Source organism: Pseudomonas alcaligenes (assembly GCF_014490745.1).
Lineage (GTDB): Bacteria > Pseudomonadota > Gammaproteobacteria > Pseudomonadales > Pseudomonadaceae > Aquipseudomonas > Aquipseudomonas alcaligenes_C.
On record NZ_LZEU01000001.1, the window covers coordinates 1998127 to 2017478 of the forward strand.

Genomic DNA, 19352 nt, shown 5'->3' on the forward strand with positions numbered 1-19352 from the left:
AAGGGGCGGCCGTTGGTCGGTGGTCACTCAAGTTTTTCCGGGGTGGGCCGTCAACGGAACAGATGTTCTGCCCAGGTATGCCGCCATGAATGCTCTGGCTTCTCTCTCGCCCTTGCTGTCCCGTTCTTCGCAGTCCGCTCAGTCGGCCGCTGCGCGTTGTGCCCCTGCCGATGGCCAGAACACCCTGGCCAACCGCCTGGCTCAGCGCCTGGGCCTGGATGCCGGCGCACTCTCCGGCAAGCAGAGCTCGGACTTCACGCCGGACAAGGTGGCCGACCGTGTCATCGGTGCGATCAACCAGCGCCTGCAGAGCGAGGCGGCCGCCGGTGCCGACCCGCAGGAGTTGCAGGATCTGCTGACGCAGGCCCGCGAAGGGGTCGAGAAGGGCTTTGCCGAAGCGCGCAAGATCCTCGACGGCATGGGCGTGCTGCAAGGCCAGGTGGCCGACGACATCGACAGCACCTACAGCAAGATTCAAGACGGCCTGGATGACCTGGCCGACCAACTGAATACCCCGGCACCGGACAGCCAGGCCGGCAGTGCGGCCGTGGCGGCTTACAGCGAGCGCTTTGCCGCCCGCGCCGAGACCTTCGACATGCAGGTCACCACCCGCGATGGCGATCGCCTGAGCATTTCCATCGCCAGCGCCTCGGCCAACTGGTCGCAGAGCAGCGTGGCGGCTGCCAGCAGCGGCAACGGCTCCGCCATGGTCGCCAACAGCCAGTCCGGCACTCTGCAGATCGGCGGCTGGCAGGTGACGGTCGAAGGCGAGCTGGACGACGAGGAGCTGGCCGCGCTGAAGGATCTGTTCGGCCAGGTGCAGGATCTGTCCGGCAAGTTCTACGCCGGCGACCTGTCCGGAGCCTTCGATCGGGCCATGCAGCTGGACATGGATGGCTCGCAGCTGGCCTCGATGTCCCTGCACCTGACCCAGACCAGCGTGCGCCAGGCGACCGATGCCTATAGCGCGGTGGCCCAGCAGGGCGGTCAGGCGGCCAGCGCGCTGAATGACGATTTGCTCGATTACGCCCGCGGCCTGCTCGATGCGCTGCACAGCGCCGACGCCCTGGCCGATGATGCGCAGGGCACCCTGGAGCAATTGCTGGAGGGCGGCTTCGCTCTGGATCCGCTGCTTGGCGATTCCCAGCTGGACAAGGCCCGCGATCTCAACCAGCGCCTGCTCGCCGGCATGCAGGGGTTGCTGGATCAGGACGAGTCGTCCGTCGCCGCCTGAGGATCTTGTAGCCCCTGCCTGACCATCGGCAGGCAGCGGCGCAGGTGGGTGATAAACTGCCTCGGTAATCCCTGCCCGAGACACTTCCATGGTTCCCGAATGCCAACTTTTCGGCACCCTAGGCTGTCACCTGTGCGAGGTGGCCGAGGCGCTGCTGATGCCTTTTGTCGAGCACGGCCTGCTGGTCGAGCTGGTCGATATCGCCGATCACGAAGAGTGGGTCGAGCACTATGGGCTGCGCATCCCGGTGCTGCGCCGTTGTGACACCGGTGCCGAGCTGGGCTGGCCTTTCGACGCCGAGCAGGTGGTGCAGTTTCTGCGCTGAGCGGGCTCCTTGTGGGGATGCTTGATATTTCGAACGGCTGATGCGAATTTTGTACGCATCAGCCGTGGTATCGGCATTCGCGCTAACAAGGACAACAAAGCATGACTAGCAACGGCCGCAGCTCTTTGGCGGAGCGCTTGTGCGGTATCGACGAAATCGAGTGCGTGACCCCGGATCTGAATGGCGTGGCGCGCGGCAAGATAATGACCGCCGAGGGTTTCCTCGAGGGGCGCCGTCTGCAGCTGGCGCGCGGGGTGTTGCTGCAGTGCATCATGGGTGGCTATCCGCCGGCGCGTTTCTACGGCAGCGACGACGGCGACCTGGCGCTGAACGCCGATCCGGCGCAGATCCATGTGCTGCCCTGGAGCGAGCCGCCGCGGGCTCTGGCGATCTGCGATGCCGACGAGCTGGATGGCCGCGGTTCCGGCCTGTCCACCCGCGTCCTGCTCAAGCGTGTATTGCAGGGCTATGCCGAGCAGGGCTTGCAGCCGGTGGTGGCAACCGAATTGGAGTTTTTCGTCTTCGACCGGCATGCCGATGCGCAGCAGCCATTCCAGCCACCAATAGGGCTGGATGGCCGGCGCGAGGCAGGCTGTTCGGCGTTCAGCGTGTCCTCCGCCAACGGCCTGCGCCCGTTCTTCAACGAGGTCTATCGCTGCATGGCAGCGCTGGGGTTGCCGCGTGACACCTTCATGCACGAGATGGGGGTCAGCCAGTTCGAGATCAACCTGCTGCATGGTGATCCGTTGCTGATCGCCGACCAGACCTTCCTGTTCAAGCACCTGCTCAAGGAAGTCGGCCTCAAGCACGGGCTCAGCGTGGTGTGCATGGCCAAGCCGCTGGCGCACACGCCGGGCAGCTCCATGCATATCCACCAGAGCGTGGTGGAGCAGGGCAGCGGGCGCAATATCTTCAGTGATGCGGCGGGTGAGGCCACGCCGGCCTTCCATCACTTCATCGGTGGGCAGCAGGCGGCCCTGGCCGACTTCACTCTGCTGTTCGCGCCCAACGTCAATTCGTTCCAGCGCTTCTGCCATCCCTATGCCTCGCCGAACAATGCCTGCTGGTCTCATGACAACCGCGCTGCGGGGCTACGCATTCCAGCCAGCGGGCCGGCGGCGCGGCGAGTGGAGAACCGCCTGCCGGGCGCCGATGCCAACCCTTACCTGGCCATTGCCGCCAGCCTGGCGGCTGGTTTGCACGGTCTGCGTCAGCAACTGCAGCCGAGCGCGCCGATCCAGGGCGAGTTCAGCGTGCCGGAACACCTGAACCTGCCATGCACCCTGCATGCGGCCCTGGCGCGCCTGCAGCACAGCAGTCTGGCGCGCGAGTGCTTCGGCAACGAGTTCGTCGACGGCTACTGCGCCAGCAAGAGTCTGGAGATGATGAGCTTTCTTGACGAGATCACGCCCTGGGAGCGGCGGGTGCTCGGCACCCAGGTCTGATCGCGGTGAGGCAAGGATGACCTAGAACGCGTCATCCTTGTCGCGGCGGGCTTCACGCTGCAGCTGGTAGACGAAGCGCTCCACCTGGCGGGCTTCCAGGCCGCCGAGGCGGTGGAAGCGGGCGCCGACGAAGGTCATGTCGAGCTTTTCGTCGAAGCGCACATGGCGCAGTTCGAGGGCGACTTTCAGCGGGCCGATCGGCAACTGGGCGCTGAGGGTCTCGTAGACCTGGCCGGGCTGCAGGCGGGAGCTGATATCGCCCTGGAAGCGCAGGCGGCAACCGGTGGCGGAGATATCCAGCATCTGGCCCTTGAGCGGGCGGCTGAGCTTGCTGCCGCTGAGGTCGATGTTGACCAGCTGGGTCTGGGTGATGGGCGCGCGGAAGGCACTGCGGCGCTGGTGGTAGGTGATCTGCTCGGGCAGGTGACACCAGTAGCAGCGTGCACCTTGCAGTTCGCCGATTTCGACCGGGTCTTCGCAATCCCAGGCGATGCGCACGCCATCGTGGAAGCCTTCGACGCGGAAGGCTTCGCCATTCTTCAGAAAGCGTTCGCCGTCGTTGGGGATCATCTCGTCGAGGGCCAGTACGCCACGCTCGCGGTTGAGCTCAACCAGATAGGTCTGGAAGCGCTGGTTGCGATCCTTGAAGGTGATGACCAGTGGATCATGGTACTGCTGCAGCAGACGCAGGTTGGTGAAGACTTCCAGGGGCGAGCTCAGCACCTTGGGGGGCTGTGGGCCATCTTCATCGAGAAAGGGATTGGACACGAACCAGAAATCTCCAGGCACGGGCTACTACGGCACTAGAATACTGGCATATTGCCGGTATGTCCCTGTGCTTGTTTTCTTGTGATCAGGCCTGGCTGAGCGGGCGCTGTTGGCCGATTTTAGCGGCCCCGCCGCGGCTGTCATAGAGCCCTGGCGTTTCTCCGCCGCGCAGAATGCCCAATACGCTGTTCAGGGAGGCCTGGTTGGCGCGAATCAGTCGGCCGTTGCGCAGGTTGGCTTCGCGGCAGCGCTCCAGCAATTGGCCGAGGGTCTCGCTGCTGGCGAGCAACTCGGCACCTTGGGCGGAGCGTTGGGCGAGGATTTCCAGGCCGTTGCGGTCGCTGCTCAGCTGGGCGGCGGTGAGCACTTTGCTACGTGCGCTGCCGTGCTGATCGAGCAGGCTGAGCAGGGGGAGTTTTTCGCCCAGGAGTTTTTCCAGGCGTGGCAGGTCGCGCTCGCTGAGCGCCTGGAATTCGGCGTCGATCAGCTCAAGCAGATGCTGGGCGGTGCCGATATCTTCATTGAACAGCTGGAGCAGGGTCGTGTCTTGCATCGCGGGCTCTGGGGATTGGGCGTCCAACATCCCCAGCGCAGCCCTGGGACTAGCGCTGGGATTCGAAATCGAGCAGTTTGCCGGCAACGCGCTGGCTGTCTACCTGATAGCTGCCATCGGCGATGGCCTGTTTCAGTTTGGCGACGCGCTCCTTGTCCACGGTGGGCAGGTCGCGCAGCTTGTCGCTGACTTTCTGCAGCTGCTGAGCTTCGTGGCTGAGTTGCACGGAGTCGGTCGGCTTGCCGCTGCTGGCCTGCTCGCCGGCAGCCTGCGTAGCAGACGGCTGGGTGGAGCTGACCGCATCGTTGCGGCTGCTGGACTGGGTATTGCCCGTCCGCCCGCTGTTGGCGGGTGAGGCGGCATTATTCAGCCGGTTGAAGTCGATAACCATGGTGCAAACCTCTGACGGTATCTGGACGCTTGACTAGCTTGTCGGCCGTTTCCGCCGGAACTTTAGGGCACGAAAATGTGTATTGCTTAACAGTGTAGGAAAACGTCATCCAATCACGCTACAAAAATCATGCCTACATTTCCACCTCAACCTGCCCGGAGCCCGCGATACGGGCCTTGATGACCCGTTGCGAGCCCAGGTTGCGCACGCTGATCTGCTGGCCGAGAGTGCCGCCAGACAAGGCTTCGCCCGGCATGCGCACGTTGATTCCGCCGCTGCGCGCGCTGATCACCACCTGGTCGCCGCGCTTGATCAGTTCCGCCAGTTCGAGCAGGGCCGGGGTCAAGGCCTGGCCGGCCCGCAGCGGGCGCGTCATTTTTCTGCCGACCACCAGCTCGGTAGCTGTCAGGTAGCCGCGGCCAAGTGCCCCGGTGTCCTGTTCGATCAGGGCGACATCGTTCGGGCCGATCAGCTCGTCGCGGCGTAGTGGGCGAGTAGACACCACCACCGGCTGGAACAGGTGTACCTGGGCCGGAATGAACACTGTCCAGGGTGTGCTGCCTTCGCAGCTGACCTTGACCGTGACCCGGCCGACCGGCTGTGCGGAGTTTTCCAGGCTCTGTGTCAAATCGTTGTCGCAAGCGGCAAGGCGCAGTCGCGGGTCAATCGGGTTAACGCTTATTTCATAGCGCGCCTGGATTTCGCTACGCTCTATATAGTCTTCGACGCTGAACTCAAGAAAGCCTTCGGTGGCGCCGATAAGCTCCTCGGGCAGCATCAACGCTGCGGCCTGCAGCGAGTGGTAGCCGAGCAGGCATAAAGCGGGTAAAACGCCAAGAGCCAAGCAGCGTTTTGCCATCATGTGTCGGGAAAGTGTCGTCTTAACGTTCATGAACACTACAAAGCAAGCCTCGTGCCGCCTGCTACGCTAAAGCCAAGCGTGCGGCAACTTGCATAACAAGGAGTCTGGGCATGGCCGGAGTATTGGACTCGGTTAACCAGCGTACCCAACTGGTGGGGCAGAACCGCCTCGAACTGCTGCTGTTTCGTCTCGACGGTACCCAGCTTTACGGGATCAACGTGTTCAAGGTGAAGGAGGTGCTGCAGTGCCCCAAACTCACCATCATGCCCAAGTCCAGTCCGGTGGTGCGCGGAGTTGCTAACATCCGCGGTGGCACCATTCCGATCCTCGATCTGGCCATGGCCACGGGGCGTACGGGGCTGAACGATCTGCAGAACAGCTTCGTCATCATCACGGAATACAACACCAAGGTGCAGGGCTTCCTGGTGCGCTCGGTCGAGCGCATCGTCAACATGAACTGGGAAGAGATCCATCCTCCACCCAAGGGCACCGGGCGCGATCACTACCTGACCGCAGTCACCCGGGTGGACAAGCAGCTGGTGGAAATCATCGACGTGGAGAAAATCCTCGCCGAAGTGGCGCCCATGTCGGAAGCGATTTCCGAAGGGGTGGTCGATGTCGAAACCCAGGCCAAGGCGGTTCACAAGCGGGTGCTGATCTGCGACGACTCTTCGGTGGCACGCAAGCAGGTATCGCGCTGCCTGGAGAGCGTCGGCGTGGAAGTGGTAGCGCTGAACGATGGCCGTCAGGCCTATGAATACCTGCATAAGATGGTGGAGGAGGGTAAGCGTCCGGAGGAAGAGTTCCTGATGCTGATCTCCGATATCGAGATGCCGGAAATGGACGGCTACACCCTGACGGCGGAGATTCGTTCCGATCCGAGGATGCAGAAGTTGCATGTGATTCTGCATACTTCGCTGTCCGGTGTGTTCAACCAGGCGATGGTGAAGAAAGTCGGTGCGGACGATTTCCTGGCGAAATTCCGACCTGACGATCTGGCTTCGCGGGTGGTCGAGCGTATCCGGGTTGCAGATGGGGGCTGAGGGCTTGGCTCTCTGTAGGTTCTATGTTCGGTGAGGCGGCGCTAGTGTCTTCAGGCAATTTGGATTTCGAGCAGTTCCGCGTCTTTCTGGAGAAGGCTTGCGGCATCCTGCTTGGCAGTAACAAGCAGTACCTGGTGTCCAGTCGCCTCAACAAGCTGATGGAGCAGCAGGGCATCAAGTCCCTTGGCGAGCTGGTGCAGAAGATGCAGCTGCAGCCTCGGGGTGGCCTGCGTGAGCAGGTGGTCGATGCCATGACCACCAACGAAACCCTGTGGTTTCGCGACACCTATCCCTTCGAGGTGATGAAGAGCCGGGTGTTGCCGGAACTGATCAAGGCCAATCCCAACCAGCGTCTGCGCATTTGGTCGGCGGCCTGCTCTTCGGGGCAGGAGCCGTACTCGCTGTCGATGACCATCGACGAGTTCGAAAAGACCAACCTGGGTCAGCTCAAGGCCGGTGTGCAGATCGTTGCCACCGACCTGTCCGGCTCGATGCTGACGGCCTGCAAGTCCGGCGAGTACGACAGCCTGGCAATGGGGCGCGGTTTGTCCCAGGAGCGTTTGCAGCGTTATTTCGATCCCAAGGGGCCGGGCCGCTGGGCGGTCAAGGCGCCGATCAAGAGTCGTGTGGAGTTCCGCGCCATCAACCTGCTGGAAAGCTACGCGGCGCTCGGCAAGTTCGACGTGGTGTTCTGCCGCAACGTGTTGATCTACTTCTCCGCCGAGGTGAAGAAGGACATCCTTACCCGCATCCATGCCACCCTGAAACCAGGTGGCTATCTGTTCCTGGGGGCGTCCGAGGCGCTCAACGGCCTGCCGGATCTGTACCAGATGGTGCAGTGCAGCCCGGGGATTATCTACAAGGTGAAATGACCCACGCGGGGATGACAGAAACGGGAGGCCAATGGCCTCCCGTTTTCGTTTTGGGCGGTGTGCAGGCCATTGCCGGGCTTTGCCGCTTGCCTTGCCACGAGCGGAAAAGCTTTGCCGCTTGCCGCTTTTTGAAGATGCTATTTTTATTTAAATTATTGATTTATAAGTAAAAAATAAGTTGGCACAGCCTTTGCTGAATATCTGGCACGGCAACACCAGATCGCCCTACGGCAAAGGTTCAAGGTCATGAGTATCAGCTTCGAAAGCGCTCTCGGCATCCACGAAAAGGCACTCAACTTCCGCGCTCAGCGTGCTGAAGTGCTGTCCAACAACATCGCCAACGCCGACACCCCGAACTACCGGGCACGTGACCTCGACTTTTCCGCCGTGCTGGCCGAGCAGAACGAGAAGGCCCAGGGCAAGCAGATCAGCCTGAGCCGCACCGACAGCCAGCACATCCCGGCCGACGGCCTGGAGCTGGCCGATCCGGCGCTGCGTTTTCGCACGCCGTTCCACCCGTCCATCGATCAGAACACCGTAGACATGCAGCAGGAGCAGTCCAACTACGCCGAAAACGCGGTGCAGTTCCAGGCCAGCTTCACCCTGCTCAACAGCAAGTTCAAAGGGCTGGTCAGCGCCCTGCGCGGCGAATAAGGGGAGATACCACCATGTCACTCGCCAGTGTCTTCAACATCGCCGGTACCGGCATGAGCGCCCAGAGCACTCGCCTGAACACCATCTCCAGCAACATTGCCAACGCCGAGACGGTGTCCTCCAGCATCAATCAGACCTACCGCGCCCGCCATCCGGTGTTCGCCACCATGTTCGAGTCGAGCATGGAAGGCGACCGCGGCTCGCTGTTCGCCGACCAGGACGAGCCGGGTCGTGGCGTACAGGTGCTGGGTGTGGTCGAGGATCAGAGCAGCCTGATGCCGCGCTACGAGCCGAACCACCCGGCCGCCGACGAGAAGGGCTACGTCTACTACCCGAACGTCAACGTGGTCGAGGAGATGGCCGACATGATTTCCGCCAGTCGCGCCTTTCAGACCAACGTGGAAATGATGAACACCGCCAAGCAGATGATGCAGCGCGTGCTGACCCTCGGTCAGTAAGTCGCAGAGAGGACTAGGGAATGAGCAGTGTAAGTGGCGTCAGTTCGGTACTCGACCAGTATCAGATCAAGGAAGACAGCGGTACTTCCAGCAACGAGCTGGGCAAGAACCAGTTCCTCGAGCTGCTGGTGGCCCAGTTGAACAACCAGAACCCGCTGGAGCCGCAGGCCAACGGCGAGTTCATCGCCCAGCTGGCGCAGTTCAGCCAGGTCGAGGGGATCGAGAAGCTCAACAGCAGCATGGACTCGCTGGTGACTGGCTATCAGTCGTCCCAGGCGCTGCAGGCGTCCTCCCTGGTCGGGCGCAAGGTCATAGTGCCGAGCGAGAAGGCGGTGGTGGATACCAGCGAGACCTTCAAGGGCAGCCTGGTGCTGCCGGTCACCAGCAGCAACGTGTACGTCAACATCTACGACAGCACTGGCTCGGTGGTGAACCGGGTCAACCTCGGCCAGCAGGCGGCGGGGCAGGTGAGCTTCATGTGGGACGGCAAGGACTCCAGCGGCAAGCTGCTGTCGCCCGGCACCTACAAGTTCGAGGCGCAGGCCACCTACGCCGATGGCACCAAGGGCCTCTACACCCTGCTGCCGGCCAACGTCGACAGCGTCACCCTGGGGCAGAACGGTGGCGAGATGCAGCTCAACCTCGCCGGCCTCGGCAGCGTAGCGCTGTCGCAGGTGCAGATGATCGGTCAATAACTCACAGACGATAAGCGCCGGCAGTAACGGCAAAGGAGCATTCCATGTCTTTCAATATCGGTCTCAGCGGTCTGCGAGCGGCCACCAGTGACCTCAACGTCACCGGCAACAACATCGCCAACGCCGGCACCGCCGGCTTCAAGCAGTCGCGCGCGGAGTTCGCCGACGTGTATGCCGCCTCGGTGCTCGGCACTGGCTCCAACCCGCAGGGCAGCGGTGTGCTGCTATCCGATGTGTCGCAGCTGTTCAACCAGGGCAACATCAACTACACGCAGAACGCCCTGGATCTGGCGATCAACGGCAACGGCTTCTTCGTCACCAGCAACAACGGCGAGGTCAGCTACACCCGCGCCGGCTACTTCGGTACCGACCGCGACGGCTACATGGTCAACAACTTCGGCTACAAGCTGCAGGGCTATGCGGTGGATGCCAACGGCAACCTGCAGAACGGCGTGGTCAGCGATATCCAGATCCAGACCGCCAGCCAGTCGCCCAAGGCCACCGAGAACATCACCCAGACGTTCAACCTGAACTCGACCAATACGGTGCCGACCACCACGCCGTTCGACCCGACTGACCCGACCACCTACAACTCGTCGACCTCGACCAACATCTACGACACCCAGGGCAACGCCCACGTCTTCACCCAGTACTTCGTCAAGACGGCGGCCAACACCTGGACCATGAACGTGCTGGTCGACGGTCGCAACCCCAACGACCCGACCCTGACCACGCCCTACACCGCCAACGTGGGCTTCACCACGGCCGGTCAGCTGGATCTGACCACTCTCAGTTCGCCGGATCTAACGGTCAACGCCGACGGCACCATCAGCATGACCAACTGGACGCCGGCCGCGCCGGACAGTTCGGTGCCGCCGGTATGGAGCTCCAACGGTGCCACCGCGGCCGCCGCCGGGGTGACCCTGGATCTGCGCAACTCCACCCAGTTCTCCAGCTCCTTCGCGGTCAGTGCCGTCAGCCAGGACGGCTACACCACCGGCGAGCTGTCGGGCCTGGAAATCGACGACACCGGGGTGATCTTCGCCCGCTACACCAACGGCCAGTCGCTGGTGCAGGGGCAGGTGGTGCTGGCCAACTTCGCCAACGTGCAGGGCCTCACGCCGGTCGGCAAGACCGCCTGGGTGCAGTCCTTCCAGTCCGGCGAGCCGGTGGTGGGTACGCCGCGTTCCGGCACCCTGGGTGCCCTGCAGGCCGGCGCCCTGGAAGACTCCAACGTGGAGCTGTCGGATCAGCTGGTGAACCTGATCGTGGCCCAACGCAACTACCAGGCCAACGCCAAGACCATCGAAACCGAGAGTGCCATTACCCAGACCATCATCAACCTGCGGTAAGTCTGGCGGAGGAGGCTTGCCGCCAGCGGCAAGGCCTCGCCGGCATGGCAGCGCAAGGGCTTCTTCGGAAGCCCTTTCGTTTTTTAAAGTTGTTTTAAATCAGTGTCTTGCGTTGATTTTTCGAGTCTGGCACGGGGCTTGCTCAATAGCCTGTAACAGAGCAGCGAGCGGCAATGGCCGCCCACCTCGGAGAAGACAATGGACAAGATGCTGTACGTTTCCATGACTGGCGCCAGCCAGAACACCATGGCTCAACGTGCCCACGCCAACAACCTGGCGAACATTTCCACCAGCGGCTTCCGTCGCGACTTCGAGCAGGCGCGTTCGATGCCGGTATTCGGCGAGACCTTCCCGGCTCGCGTGTTTGCCATGAGCGAGCGGCCTGGCACCGACTTCACCCCGGGTTCGCTGCAGGAAACCGGTCGCGACATGGATGTGGCCATCGATGGCCAGGGCTGGATTGCCGTGCAGTCCGCCGATGGCAGCGAAGCCTATGTGCGTACCGCCAGCCTGCAGATCGACTCGCTGGGCCAGCTGCGCACCGGCAATGGTTTGCCGGTGCTCGGCAATGGCGGGCCGATTGCCATACCGCCGGAGCAGAAAGTCGAGATCGGCCAGGACGGCACCATCAGCATCCGTGCCCTCGGCGAGTCGCCCAGCACCATGGCCGAGGTCGACCGCATCAAGCTGGTCAACCCGGATCCGAAGACCCTGGAAAAAGGCCTCGACGGCCTGATCCGGGTCAAGGACGCGCAGCAGCCTGCTGCCGCTGACGCCAACGTGCGCGTGACCTCCGGCTTCATCGAGGCGAGCAACGTGAATGCCGTGGAGGAGATGACCGCGATCCTCTCGCTGTCCCGCCAGTTCGAACTGCACGTGAAGATGATGCACACGGCCGAAGAAGACGCCACGGCCATGGCACGCGTCATGCAACTCAGCTAATTACCAGCGCGATGTGCCGTAAAACCGGCGCTCGAGGAGAAGAAAGATGATTCCGGCTCTGTGGGTCAGTAAAACCGGTCTGTCCGCCCAGGACATGAACCTGACCACGATTTCCAACAACCTGGCGAACGTATCGACCACCGGGTTCAAGCGCGATCGCGCCGAATTCGAGGATCTGCTGTACCAGATCCGCCGTCAGCCCGGCGGCCAGTCCAGCCAGGACAGCGAACTGCCGACCGGCCTGCAGCTGGGTACCGGTGTGCGCATTGCCGGCACCCAGAAGATCCATACCCAGGGCAGCCTGCAGACCACCGAGCAGCCGCTCGACCTGGCCGTCAACGGTCGTGGCTTCTTCCAGATCCTGCAGCCGGACGGCACCGTGGCCTATACCCGCGACGGCAGCTTCCACCTCAATTCCGACGGCCAGATCGTCACCTCCCAGGGTTTTGCCCTGGAGCCGGCCATCGTGCTGCCGGCCGAGGTGCAGACCTTCACCGTGGGTGAGGACGGCACTGTCTCCGTCACCACCGTCGGTAATCCGGCGTCGCAGGTGATCGGCAACATCCAGACCGCCGACTTCGTCAACTACGGCGGCCTGCAGGCGATTGGCAACAACCTGTTCCTGGAGACCGCCTCCAGCGGCGCGCCGCAGGTCGGCACCCCAGGCCTGACCGGCCTTGGCGTGGTACTGCAGAACACCCTGGAAAACTCCAACGTCAGCGTGGTCGAGGAACTGGTGAACATGATCACCACCCAGCGCGCCTACGAGATGAACTCCAAGGTCATCTCCACCGCCGACCAGATGCTGTCCTTCATTACGCAGAATCTTTAATCCGCGGGCACCGGCCTAGGTCGGTACCGGCATAAAGCAACAAGAACGCCGTGAGGTAGTGGTTATGAACCGGCTGATGTTTCTTCTCCCCCTGCTGGGCAGCGTGGCCCTGAGTGCCTGCGTCACGCCCCCACCGAAGCCGGACGATCCCTATTACGCCCCGGTGCTGCCGCGCACCCCGCTGCCGGCGGCGCAGACTAACGGCTCCATCTACCAGGCCGGTTTCGAAACCAATCTGTATGACGACCGTAAGGCCTACCGGGTTGGCGACATCATCACCATCACCCTCAGCGAGAAGACCCAGGCCAGCAAGAAGGCCGGCTCCTCGATCGACAAGGACAGCACCACCAGCCTCGGCCTGACTTCGCTGTTTGGCGGCGGCGTTTCGGTGGACAACCCGGATAGCGGCCTCAACCCGATTACCGGCGACAAGCTGGGCCTCAGCGCCTCCTACTCGGGTAGCCGCGCCACCGAGGGCAAGAGCGATGCCGACCAGAGCAACAGCCTGAGCGGCTCGATCACCGTGACCGTGGCCGAAGTGCTGCCCAACGGCATCCTCGCCGTGCGCGGCGAGAAGTGGATGACCCTCAACACCGGTGACGAGTTGGTGCGCATCGCCGGGCTGATCCGCTCGGACGACATCGCCACCGACAACACCGTGTCGTCCACCCGCGTGGCCAACGCACGCATCACCTACTCGGGCACCGGCGCCTTCGCCGACGCCAGCCAGCCGGGCTGGTTCGACCGCTTCTTCACCAGCCCGCTGTTCCCGTTCTGAGCAGGTAGCCGAGCATGAAACGACTGATTTGCGCGCTCTGCCTGCTCCTGGCCAGTACCGCCCAGGCCGAGCGTCTGAAGGATCTGGCCAGCATCCAGGGCGTGCGCACCAACCAGCTGATTGGCTACGGCCTGGTGGTGGGGCTCAACGGCAGTGGTGACCAGACCACCCAGACGCCGTTCACCCTGCAGACTTTCAACAACATGCTGGCGCAGTTCGGCATCAAGGTGCCGGCCGGCAGCGGCAACGTGCAGCTGAAGAACGTCGCCGCGGTGTCCGTGCATGCCGAGCTGCCGCCCTTCGCCAAGCCGGGCCAGGTGCTGGACGTGACCATTTCCTCGATCGGCAACGCCAAGAGCCTGCGCGGCGGCAGCCTGCTGATGACGCCGATGAAGGGTATCGACGGCAACGTCTACGCCATCGCCCAGGGCAACCTGGTGGTCGGTGGCTTCGACGCCGGCGGCGCCGACGGCTCGCGCATCACCGTCAACGTGCCGTCGGCCGGGCGGATTCCCGCCGGTGCCACGGTGGAACGGCCGGTGCCGAGCGGTTTCGACCAGGGCAACAGCCTGACCCTCAATCTCAACCGCGCCGACTTCACCACGGCGAAGAACATCGTCGACCAGATCAACGGCATGCTTGGCCCAGGCGTGGCCCAGGCCATCGACGGCGGCTCGATCCGGGTCAGCGCGCCGCTCGATCCCAATCAGCGGGTGGACTACCTGTCCGTGCTGGAAAACCTCGAAGTCGAGGCCGGGCAGGCGGTGGCCAAGGTCATCATCAACTCGCGCACCGGCACCATCGTCATCGGCCAGAACGTCAAGGTGCAGCCGGCGGCGGTGACCCACGGCAGTCTCACTGTAACCATCAGCGAAGACCCGATCGTCAGCCAGCCGGGGGCCTTCTCCAACGGCCAGACCGCCGTGGTGCCGAACTCCAAGGTGGACGCCGCCGAGGAAGCCAAACCGATGTTCAAGTTCGGCCCGGGTACCACCCTGGACGAGATCGTGCGTGCGGTGAACCAGGTGGGCGCCGCTCCATCCGACCTGATGGCCATCCTGGAGGCGCTCAAGCAAGCCGGCGCCTTGCAGGCCGACCTGATCGTGATCTAAGGAGGCTGCGATGGATTCCCGAGTTCCGGCCGGCCTGGTCAGCGGCAAGCCCTACGACAGCGGTGCCTACACCGACCTCAATCGCCTCAGCTCGTTCAAGGTCGGTGGCGACAGCGACAGCAACATCAAGAAGGTGGCCAAGGAGTTCGAGTCGCTGTTCGTCAACGAAATGATGAAGGCCATGCGCAAGGCGAACGAAGTGTTCGCCGAAGGCAACTTCATGAACAGCAACGAGAGCAAGACCTACCAGGACATGTACGACCAGCAGCTGGCCGTGACCCTGTCCAAGAGCAAGCACGGCATCGGTCTGGCCGATGTGCTGGAGCGCCAGCTGAGCAGCCTCGCCAATGGCGGTGGCAAGGGCCGGGTCAATCCGTTCCCGCAGATGGCTGCCGATGCCGCGGCCAAGGCCGGTGACAGCGGCAGTGCCGGCAGCGTTGGCTTCAAGACCGCCGCCGACGGCGTGCGCGACGACTCCAAGCTGCTCAACCAGCGCCGTCTGAGCCTGCCGAGCAAGATGACCGACCGCCTGCTGGCCGGCATCGTGCCGGCCAGCGGCGTGACCGAGGGCCAGCCACTGGCCGGCTCGGACTGGGTTTCCGAGTCGTCCAAGGCAGTCACCGAGAGCAAGCCGCTGAGCCTGGATAACAGCGATGCCGTCAGCGGTCGACGCGTGGCCCAGCCGCCGCTGGCCAAGGCCAAGTCGGCCTTCGCCTCGGCCGAGGACTTCGTCGCCACCATGCTGCCGATGGCCGAGGAAGCGGCGCAGAAGATCGGCGTCGATGCCCGCTACCTGGTGGCCCAGGCCGCCCTGGAAACCGGCTGGGGCAAGTCGATCATCCAGCAGGCCGACGGCAGCAGCAGCCACAACCTGTTCGGCATCAAGGCCCAGAGCGGCTGGGATGGCGATTCGGCACGGGTGCTGACCACCGAATACAAGGGCGGCAAGGCGGTCAAGGAGGCGGCGCAGTTCCGCACCTACGACTCCTTCCAGCAGAGCTTCAACGACTATGTGAGCTTCCTGCAGGGCAATGGCCGCTATCAAGAAGCGCTGGATGCGACCGATAACCCGGAACGCTTCGTGCGCGAGCTGCAGGAGGCCGGTTATGCCACCGACCCGCAGTACGCCCGCAAAATTGCGCAGATCGCCCGGCAGATGCAGACCTATCAGGCTGTAGCCGCCGCCGACAGCTCGACCACGAGGACCTGAGGCTGAGCCATGGCTGACCTACTGAATATTGGCCTGTCCGGGCTGTCGGCGAACAAGACGTCGCTGGCGGTCACCGGCCACAACATCACCAACGTCAACACGCCCGGCTACTCGCGGCAGGACACGGTGCAGGCCACGCGCATCCCGCAGTTCAGTGGCGCCGGCTATATCGGTTCCGGCACCACCCTGGTCGACGTGCGGCGCATCTACAACGAATTCCTCACCACCCAGGTGCGCAGCAGCACGGCGCTGAACAGCGACGTGAGCGCCTACCTCGACCAGATCAACCAGCTCGACTCGTTGCTGGCCGGTAGCACCACCGGTATCACCCCTGGCATGCAGAAGCTGTTCGCCGCCCTGCAGACGGCCGCCGAAGACCCTGCCAACATTCCGGCGCGGCAATTGGTGCTGTCCGAGGCCGAAGGCCTGTCCAAGCGCTTCAACACCATCTACGACCGCCTGTACGAGCAGAACTCGTTCATCAACAAGCAACTCTCGGCGGTGACCGACCAGGTCAACCAGCTGGCCACCTCGATTGCCGGCTACAACAACGCCATCGCCGTGGCTGGGGCCAACGGCCAGCAGCCCAATGACCTGCTGGATGCCCGCGAAGAGGCGGTGCGCAAGCTTTCCGAGTTCATCGGCGTGACGGTGGTGCCGCAGGACGACAACACCTACAACCTGTTCATCGGCTCCGGCCAGCCGCTGGTGGTGGGTAGCACGGCGTCCAAGCTCGAAGTGGTGCCGGGCACCTCCGACCCGCTGCGTGCCGAAGTGCAGTTCGTCAGCGGCAACTCGCGTCAGGGCATCACCTCGCTGATCACCGGCGGTGAGATGGGCGGGCTGATCCGCTACCGCGAGGATGTGCTGGACGAGTCGCTCAACTCGGTAGGGCGCCTGGCCCTGTCGATCGCCGACCAGGTCAACAGCCAGCTGGGCCAGGGCCTGGATCTGAAGGGCAACTTCGGCGAGGCGTTGTTCCGCGATATCAATGACCCGACCATCATCGGCCAGCGCAGCATCGCGCGGGTCGGCAACAGCGACACCACAGCCAACCTCAACGTGCTGATCGAAGACACCACCACGCTGACTACCAGCGACTACGAGGTGGAGTTCACCAGCGCCACCGAGTACACGGTGCGGCGGATTTCCGACGGGCAGATGGTTTCGGCGATCTACGACGACGACGGCGACCCGGATACGCCGATGGTCGCGGCGCCGTCGCCCTACGACATCAGCAGCGCCACGCCGCTGGTGTTCGACGGTTTCTCGATGAATGTGGCTTCCGGCACCTTTGCCGCCGGCGACCGTTTCCGGGTGATGCCGACGCGTACCGAGGCGAGCAACATCCGCACCGACCTGACCAATGCCGAGGAGCTGGCCTTCGCTTCGCCGCTCAAGGCGGAAACCAGCCCGGCCAACATCGGCACCGGCGCCATCACCCAGCCGAGCATGATCACCCAGATCGACATCTACGATCCGGTGGCCCAGGCCGGCCTGGAGAACAGCCTGCGTACCACGCCGCCGCTGCGCATCGTGTTCACCTCGACCACCGACTACGACGTGGTCGACACCAGTGGCGCGGTGCTGAGCAGCAACACCATAGTGCCGGGGCAGAACAACACCCAGCAGATCACCGCCGGTACCGCGCCGAATGACTTCACCTTCGAGATCACCCTGAGCGGGCGGCCGAGCGCGGGCGACAACTTCACCATCTCCTTCAACACCAACGGCGTGTCGGACAACCGCAATGCCCTGAAGCTGGTGGATCTGCAGAACAAATCGACGATCGGCATCGATCCCAACTTCCCGACCACCACCGGTGCGAGTTTTACTGATGGTTATGGTGATCTGGTGGAGCGGGTCGGCACCCTGACCAGCCAGGCGCGAGTGGATGGCGAGGCGACCACGGCAATCCTCAAGCAGGCCACCGACAACCGCGACTCGGTGTCGGCGGTGAACCTCGATGAAGAGGCGGCCAAGCTGATCCAATTCGAACAGTATTACCAGGCTTCGGCGCAGATCATTCAAGTCGCGCGCAGCCTGTTCGATACTCTGATCAACACCTTCTAAGCCGGACAGTCATCATGGTCATGCGCATCTCTTCCATCCAGGCCTTCAACAATGGCGTCAATGGCATTGGGCGCAACTATTCCGATGTGATCCGCACCCAGGAGCAGATCAGCAGCGGCAAGCGCATCCTCACCCCGGCGGACGACCCGGTGGCTTCGGTGCGCCTGCTGCAACTGGAACAGCAGCAGTCGATGCTGACCCAGTACAAGGACAACCTGACAGCGGCAAAGAACAGCCTGACCCAGGAAGAAACCACCCTCAATTCGGTCAATACCGTGCTGCAGCGCATCCGCGAGCTGGCCGTGCAGGCCGGTGGTGGGGCGCTCTCGGCCCAGGATCGGCAGTCCATCGCCAAGGAGCTGGAAGAGCGCGAGGGCGAGCTGCTTAACCTGATGAACAGCCGCAATGCCCGCGGCGAGTACCTGTTCTCCGGCAACCTGGGCAAGACCGAACCCTTTGTGCGCAACCCGGACGGTACCTATTCCTACTTCGGCGACGAGGGCCAGCGCAGCCTGCAGGTGGCCAGTTCGACCACGGTGGCGATCAACGACAACGGCAAGACCCTGTTCGAGGACGTGACCAACGCCAACCGGGTGCTCAACACCAACGGTGTCAATAATGCGGCGTTGGCCAGCCAGGTGCCGCCACTGCCGGCCACCACCATTCCGGCCCTGCCGAGCAACCAGCAGCGGGTGTTCATGTCGCCGGGCCTGGTTCAGGACAACGACACCTTCAACAGCACCTTCCGCAGCGGCGAACCCTATTCGCTGGTGTTCGTCAGCGGCAGCGAGTTCCGTATCTACGACGGCGCCGGTGCCGACGTGACCTCGGAGATCCAGGGCGGCGGACAGATCGACCCGCTGGCCAGCAACGGCAACGTCATCAACTTCCGCGGCATGCGCTTCCAGCTGGATGTGGTACTGCAGCAAGGCGACAACGAGCTGGATCTGGACAACCTGCTGGCCGATACGGCGACCCCCGGTACGCCGGGCATCAACACCCACAGCTTCACCCTGCAGGCGGCGCCGACCGATTTTGCCGTCACCCGCTCCTCGACCAACGCCTCCACGGCGGTGGTTTCCGGTGGCACCATCAGCAACCAGGCGACCTTCAACTCGCAGTTCCCTACATCGGGGGTGGTGCTGCGCTTCACCAACGCCACCGACTACGACGTCTATGCCCAGCCGGTCGGCTCCAGCAGCACGCCGATCGCCTCGGGCACCGCGGCCGGGCCCTATCCGTCGACCTTCACCGTGTTCGGCGTGGACTTCAGCCTCAGTGGGGCGGCTGCGGCCGGCGACGAGTTCGGCATCAAGCCGCAGTTCCAGGAACAGCGCAGCATCCTCAACAGCATTTCCCGCCTGCGCCAGGCGCTGGAGTCTTCGCCGACCTCGCCGGCTGGCAACCTGGCGATCCGCGACGAAGTGGCGATTGCCCTGACCAACCTCGACAACGGCATCGGCCAGGTGCTGGAGGTGCAGACCGAGATCGGCGCGCGCCTGAACCTGGTGGAGTCCACCGAGACCGACAACGAGGACGTGACCCTGGTCAACAAGTCGGTACAGGCCGACCTGCGCGAACTGGACTATGCCGAAGCACTGTCGCGCCTGTCGTTCCAGACGGTGATTCTCGAGGCTGCGCAGCAGAGCTACGTGAAGATCGCCGGCCTCAGCCTGTTCAACCAGCTGCGCTGATTTCCCCTGCAGGAGCCGGCCCGTCAGGGGTGCCGGCTATCCTTGCCCGAGACGTGAGA

The 19352-nt window shown here is 63.3% G+C and carries 20 protein-coding genes; 16 read left to right on the forward strand and 4 right to left on the reverse strand.

What is annotated here, in order from left to right; genetic code table 11:
• Positions 1–85 precede the first annotated feature (85 nt).
• From A9179_RS09035 to A9179_RS09045, 3 genes are all read left to right on the forward strand, one after another.
• Positions 86–1234 (forward strand): DUF5610 domain-containing protein, encoded by a 1149-nt coding sequence (locus A9179_RS09035; RefSeq protein WP_187805487.1) that lies wholly within the window; start codon positions 86–88, stop codon positions 1232–1234.
• Positions 1235–1322: 88 nt separating this feature from the next.
• Positions 1323–1559 (forward strand): glutaredoxin family protein, encoded by a 237-nt coding sequence (locus tag A9179_RS09040; RefSeq protein WP_187805488.1) that lies wholly within the window; start codon positions 1323–1325, stop codon positions 1557–1559.
• Between the two features lie 101 nt (positions 1560–1660).
• Entirely contained in the window at positions 1661–3004 is a 1344-nt protein-coding gene (locus tag A9179_RS09045) for a glutamine synthetase family protein (protein WP_394354722.1), read from the forward strand.
• A gap of 21 nt (positions 3005–3025) precedes the next feature.
• Here A9179_RS09045 and A9179_RS09050 read toward each other — a convergent pair whose 3' ends face one another.
• The 4 genes from A9179_RS09050 to flgA all read right to left on the reverse strand — a co-directional run bounded on the left by A9179_RS09050 (position 3026) and on the right by flgA (position 5608).
• A complete protein-coding gene (locus A9179_RS09050; protein WP_187805489.1) occupies positions 3026–3772 on the reverse strand; it encodes a flagellar brake protein in 747 nt (248 codons plus the stop codon).
• Between the two features lie 85 nt (positions 3773–3857).
• Entirely contained in the window at positions 3858–4325 is a 468-nt protein-coding gene (locus tag A9179_RS09055) for a flagella synthesis protein FlgN (protein WP_187805490.1), read from the reverse strand.
• Positions 4326–4374: 49 nt separating this feature from the next.
• A complete protein-coding gene (gene flgM, locus A9179_RS09060) occupies positions 4375–4716 on the reverse strand; it encodes a flagellar biosynthesis anti-sigma factor FlgM (RefSeq protein ID WP_187805491.1) in 342 nt (113 codons plus the stop codon).
• Between the two features lie 133 nt (positions 4717–4849).
• Positions 4850–5608 carry a flagellar basal body P-ring formation chaperone FlgA gene (gene flgA / locus A9179_RS09065; protein ID WP_187805492.1) on the reverse strand — a complete coding sequence of 253 codons (759 nt, stop codon included), beginning with the start codon at positions 5606–5608 and terminating at the stop codon, positions 4850–4852.
• Between the two features lie 80 nt (positions 5609–5688).
• On the opposite strand from flgA, the gene A9179_RS09070 reads away from it, so the two are divergent.
• The 13 genes from A9179_RS09070 to A9179_RS09130 all read left to right on the forward strand — a co-directional run bounded on the left by A9179_RS09070 (position 5689) and on the right by A9179_RS09130 (position 19293).
• Positions 5689–6621 carry a chemotaxis protein CheV gene (locus A9179_RS09070; protein ID WP_187805493.1) on the forward strand — a complete coding sequence of 311 codons (933 nt, stop codon included), beginning with the start codon at positions 5689–5691 and terminating at the stop codon, positions 6619–6621.
• A 44-nt stretch (positions 6622–6665) separates the two neighbouring features.
• A complete protein-coding gene (cheR, locus tag A9179_RS09075; protein WP_187805494.1) occupies positions 6666–7493 on the forward strand; it encodes a protein-glutamate O-methyltransferase CheR in 828 nt (275 codons plus the stop codon).
• Between the two features lie 246 nt (positions 7494–7739).
• Positions 7740–8147, forward strand: coding sequence for a flagellar basal body rod protein FlgB (flgB, locus tag A9179_RS09080; protein ID WP_187805495.1), 408 nt, complete (start codon positions 7740–7742; stop codon positions 8145–8147).
• Between the two features lie 14 nt (positions 8148–8161).
• Positions 8162–8605 carry a flagellar basal body rod protein FlgC gene (gene flgC, locus A9179_RS09085; RefSeq protein ID WP_187805496.1) on the forward strand — a complete coding sequence of 148 codons (444 nt, stop codon included), beginning with the start codon at positions 8162–8164 and terminating at the stop codon, positions 8603–8605.
• Between the two features lie 20 nt (positions 8606–8625).
• Positions 8626–9300 (forward strand): flagellar hook assembly protein FlgD, encoded by a 675-nt coding sequence (flgD, locus tag A9179_RS09090; RefSeq protein WP_187805497.1) that lies wholly within the window; start codon positions 8626–8628, stop codon positions 9298–9300.
• Between the two features lie 44 nt (positions 9301–9344).
• Positions 9345–10652 carry a flagellar hook protein FlgE gene (gene flgE, locus A9179_RS09095; protein WP_187805498.1) on the forward strand — a complete coding sequence of 436 codons (1308 nt, stop codon included), beginning with the start codon at positions 9345–9347 and terminating at the stop codon, positions 10650–10652.
• Positions 10653–10850: 198 nt separating this feature from the next.
• The gene (gene flgF, locus A9179_RS09100) at positions 10851–11594 is read left to right on the forward strand and encodes a flagellar basal-body rod protein FlgF (RefSeq protein ID WP_187805499.1); all 744 of its coding nucleotides are present in this window, start codon (positions 10851–10853) and stop codon (positions 11592–11594) included.
• Between the two features lie 46 nt (positions 11595–11640).
• The gene (flgG, locus tag A9179_RS09105) at positions 11641–12426 is read left to right on the forward strand and encodes a flagellar basal-body rod protein FlgG (protein WP_187805500.1); all 786 of its coding nucleotides are present in this window, start codon (positions 11641–11643) and stop codon (positions 12424–12426) included.
• Between the two features lie 64 nt (positions 12427–12490).
• Positions 12491–13204, forward strand: a complete 714-nt coding sequence (gene flgH / locus A9179_RS09110) for a flagellar basal body L-ring protein FlgH (protein WP_187805501.1) — start codon at positions 12491–12493, stop codon at positions 13202–13204.
• A gap of 14 nt (positions 13205–13218) precedes the next feature.
• A complete protein-coding gene (locus A9179_RS09115) occupies positions 13219–14316 on the forward strand; it encodes a flagellar basal body P-ring protein FlgI (RefSeq protein ID WP_187805502.1) in 1098 nt (365 codons plus the stop codon).
• A gap of 10 nt (positions 14317–14326) precedes the next feature.
• Positions 14327–15526: a flagellar assembly peptidoglycan hydrolase FlgJ gene (gene flgJ, locus A9179_RS09120; RefSeq protein WP_187805503.1), complete on the forward strand. Its 1200-nt coding sequence runs from the start codon at positions 14327–14329 to the stop codon at positions 15524–15526.
• 9 nt (positions 15527–15535) lie between these two features.
• Complete coding sequence (gene flgK, locus A9179_RS09125) at positions 15536–17599, forward strand: flagellar hook-associated protein FlgK (protein WP_187805504.1); 2064 nt, start codon at positions 15536–15538, stop codon at positions 17597–17599.
• 14 nt (positions 17600–17613) lie between these two features.
• Entirely contained in the window at positions 17614–19293 is a 1680-nt protein-coding gene (locus A9179_RS09130) for a flagellar hook-associated protein 3 (protein WP_262410560.1), read from the forward strand.
• Positions 19294–19352: the final 59 nt, after the last annotated feature.

Coding starts and splice junctions, on each gene's coding strand:
- A9179_RS09035 (WP_187805487.1), top strand. CDS start 86: ATGAATGCTCTGGCTTCTCTCTCGCCCTTGCTGTCCCGTTCTTCGCAG.
- A9179_RS09040 (WP_187805488.1), top strand. CDS start 1,323: ATGGTTCCCGAATGCCAACTTTTCGGCACCCTAGGCTGTCACCTGTGC.
- A9179_RS09045 (WP_394354722.1), top strand. CDS start 1,661: ATGACTAGCAACGGCCGCAGCTCTTTGGCGGAGCGCTTGTGCGGTATC.
- A9179_RS09055 (WP_187805490.1), bottom strand. CDS start 4,325: ATGCAAGACACGACCCTGCTCCAGCTGTTCAATGAAGATATCGGCACC.
- flgM (WP_187805491.1), bottom strand. CDS start 4,716: ATGGTTATCGACTTCAACCGGCTGAATAATGCCGCCTCACCCGCCAAC.
- flgA (WP_187805492.1), bottom strand. CDS start 5,608: ATGAACGTTAAGACGACACTTTCCCGACACATGATGGCAAAACGCTGC.
- A9179_RS09070 (WP_187805493.1), top strand. CDS start 5,689: ATGGCCGGAGTATTGGACTCGGTTAACCAGCGTACCCAACTGGTGGGG.
- flgB (WP_187805495.1), top strand. CDS start 7,740: ATGAGTATCAGCTTCGAAAGCGCTCTCGGCATCCACGAAAAGGCACTC.
- flgC (WP_187805496.1), top strand. CDS start 8,162: ATGTCACTCGCCAGTGTCTTCAACATCGCCGGTACCGGCATGAGCGCC.
- flgD (WP_187805497.1), top strand. CDS start 8,626: ATGAGCAGTGTAAGTGGCGTCAGTTCGGTACTCGACCAGTATCAGATC.
- flgE (WP_187805498.1), top strand. CDS start 9,345: ATGTCTTTCAATATCGGTCTCAGCGGTCTGCGAGCGGCCACCAGTGAC.
- flgF (WP_187805499.1), top strand. CDS start 10,851: ATGGACAAGATGCTGTACGTTTCCATGACTGGCGCCAGCCAGAACACC.
- flgG (WP_187805500.1), top strand. CDS start 11,641: ATGATTCCGGCTCTGTGGGTCAGTAAAACCGGTCTGTCCGCCCAGGAC.
- flgH (WP_187805501.1), top strand. CDS start 12,491: ATGAACCGGCTGATGTTTCTTCTCCCCCTGCTGGGCAGCGTGGCCCTG.
- A9179_RS09115 (WP_187805502.1), top strand. CDS start 13,219: ATGAAACGACTGATTTGCGCGCTCTGCCTGCTCCTGGCCAGTACCGCC.
- flgJ (WP_187805503.1), top strand. CDS start 14,327: ATGGATTCCCGAGTTCCGGCCGGCCTGGTCAGCGGCAAGCCCTACGAC.
- flgK (WP_187805504.1), top strand. CDS start 15,536: ATGGCTGACCTACTGAATATTGGCCTGTCCGGGCTGTCGGCGAACAAG.
- A9179_RS09130 (WP_262410560.1), top strand. CDS start 17,614: ATGGTCATGCGCATCTCTTCCATCCAGGCCTTCAACAATGGCGTCAAT.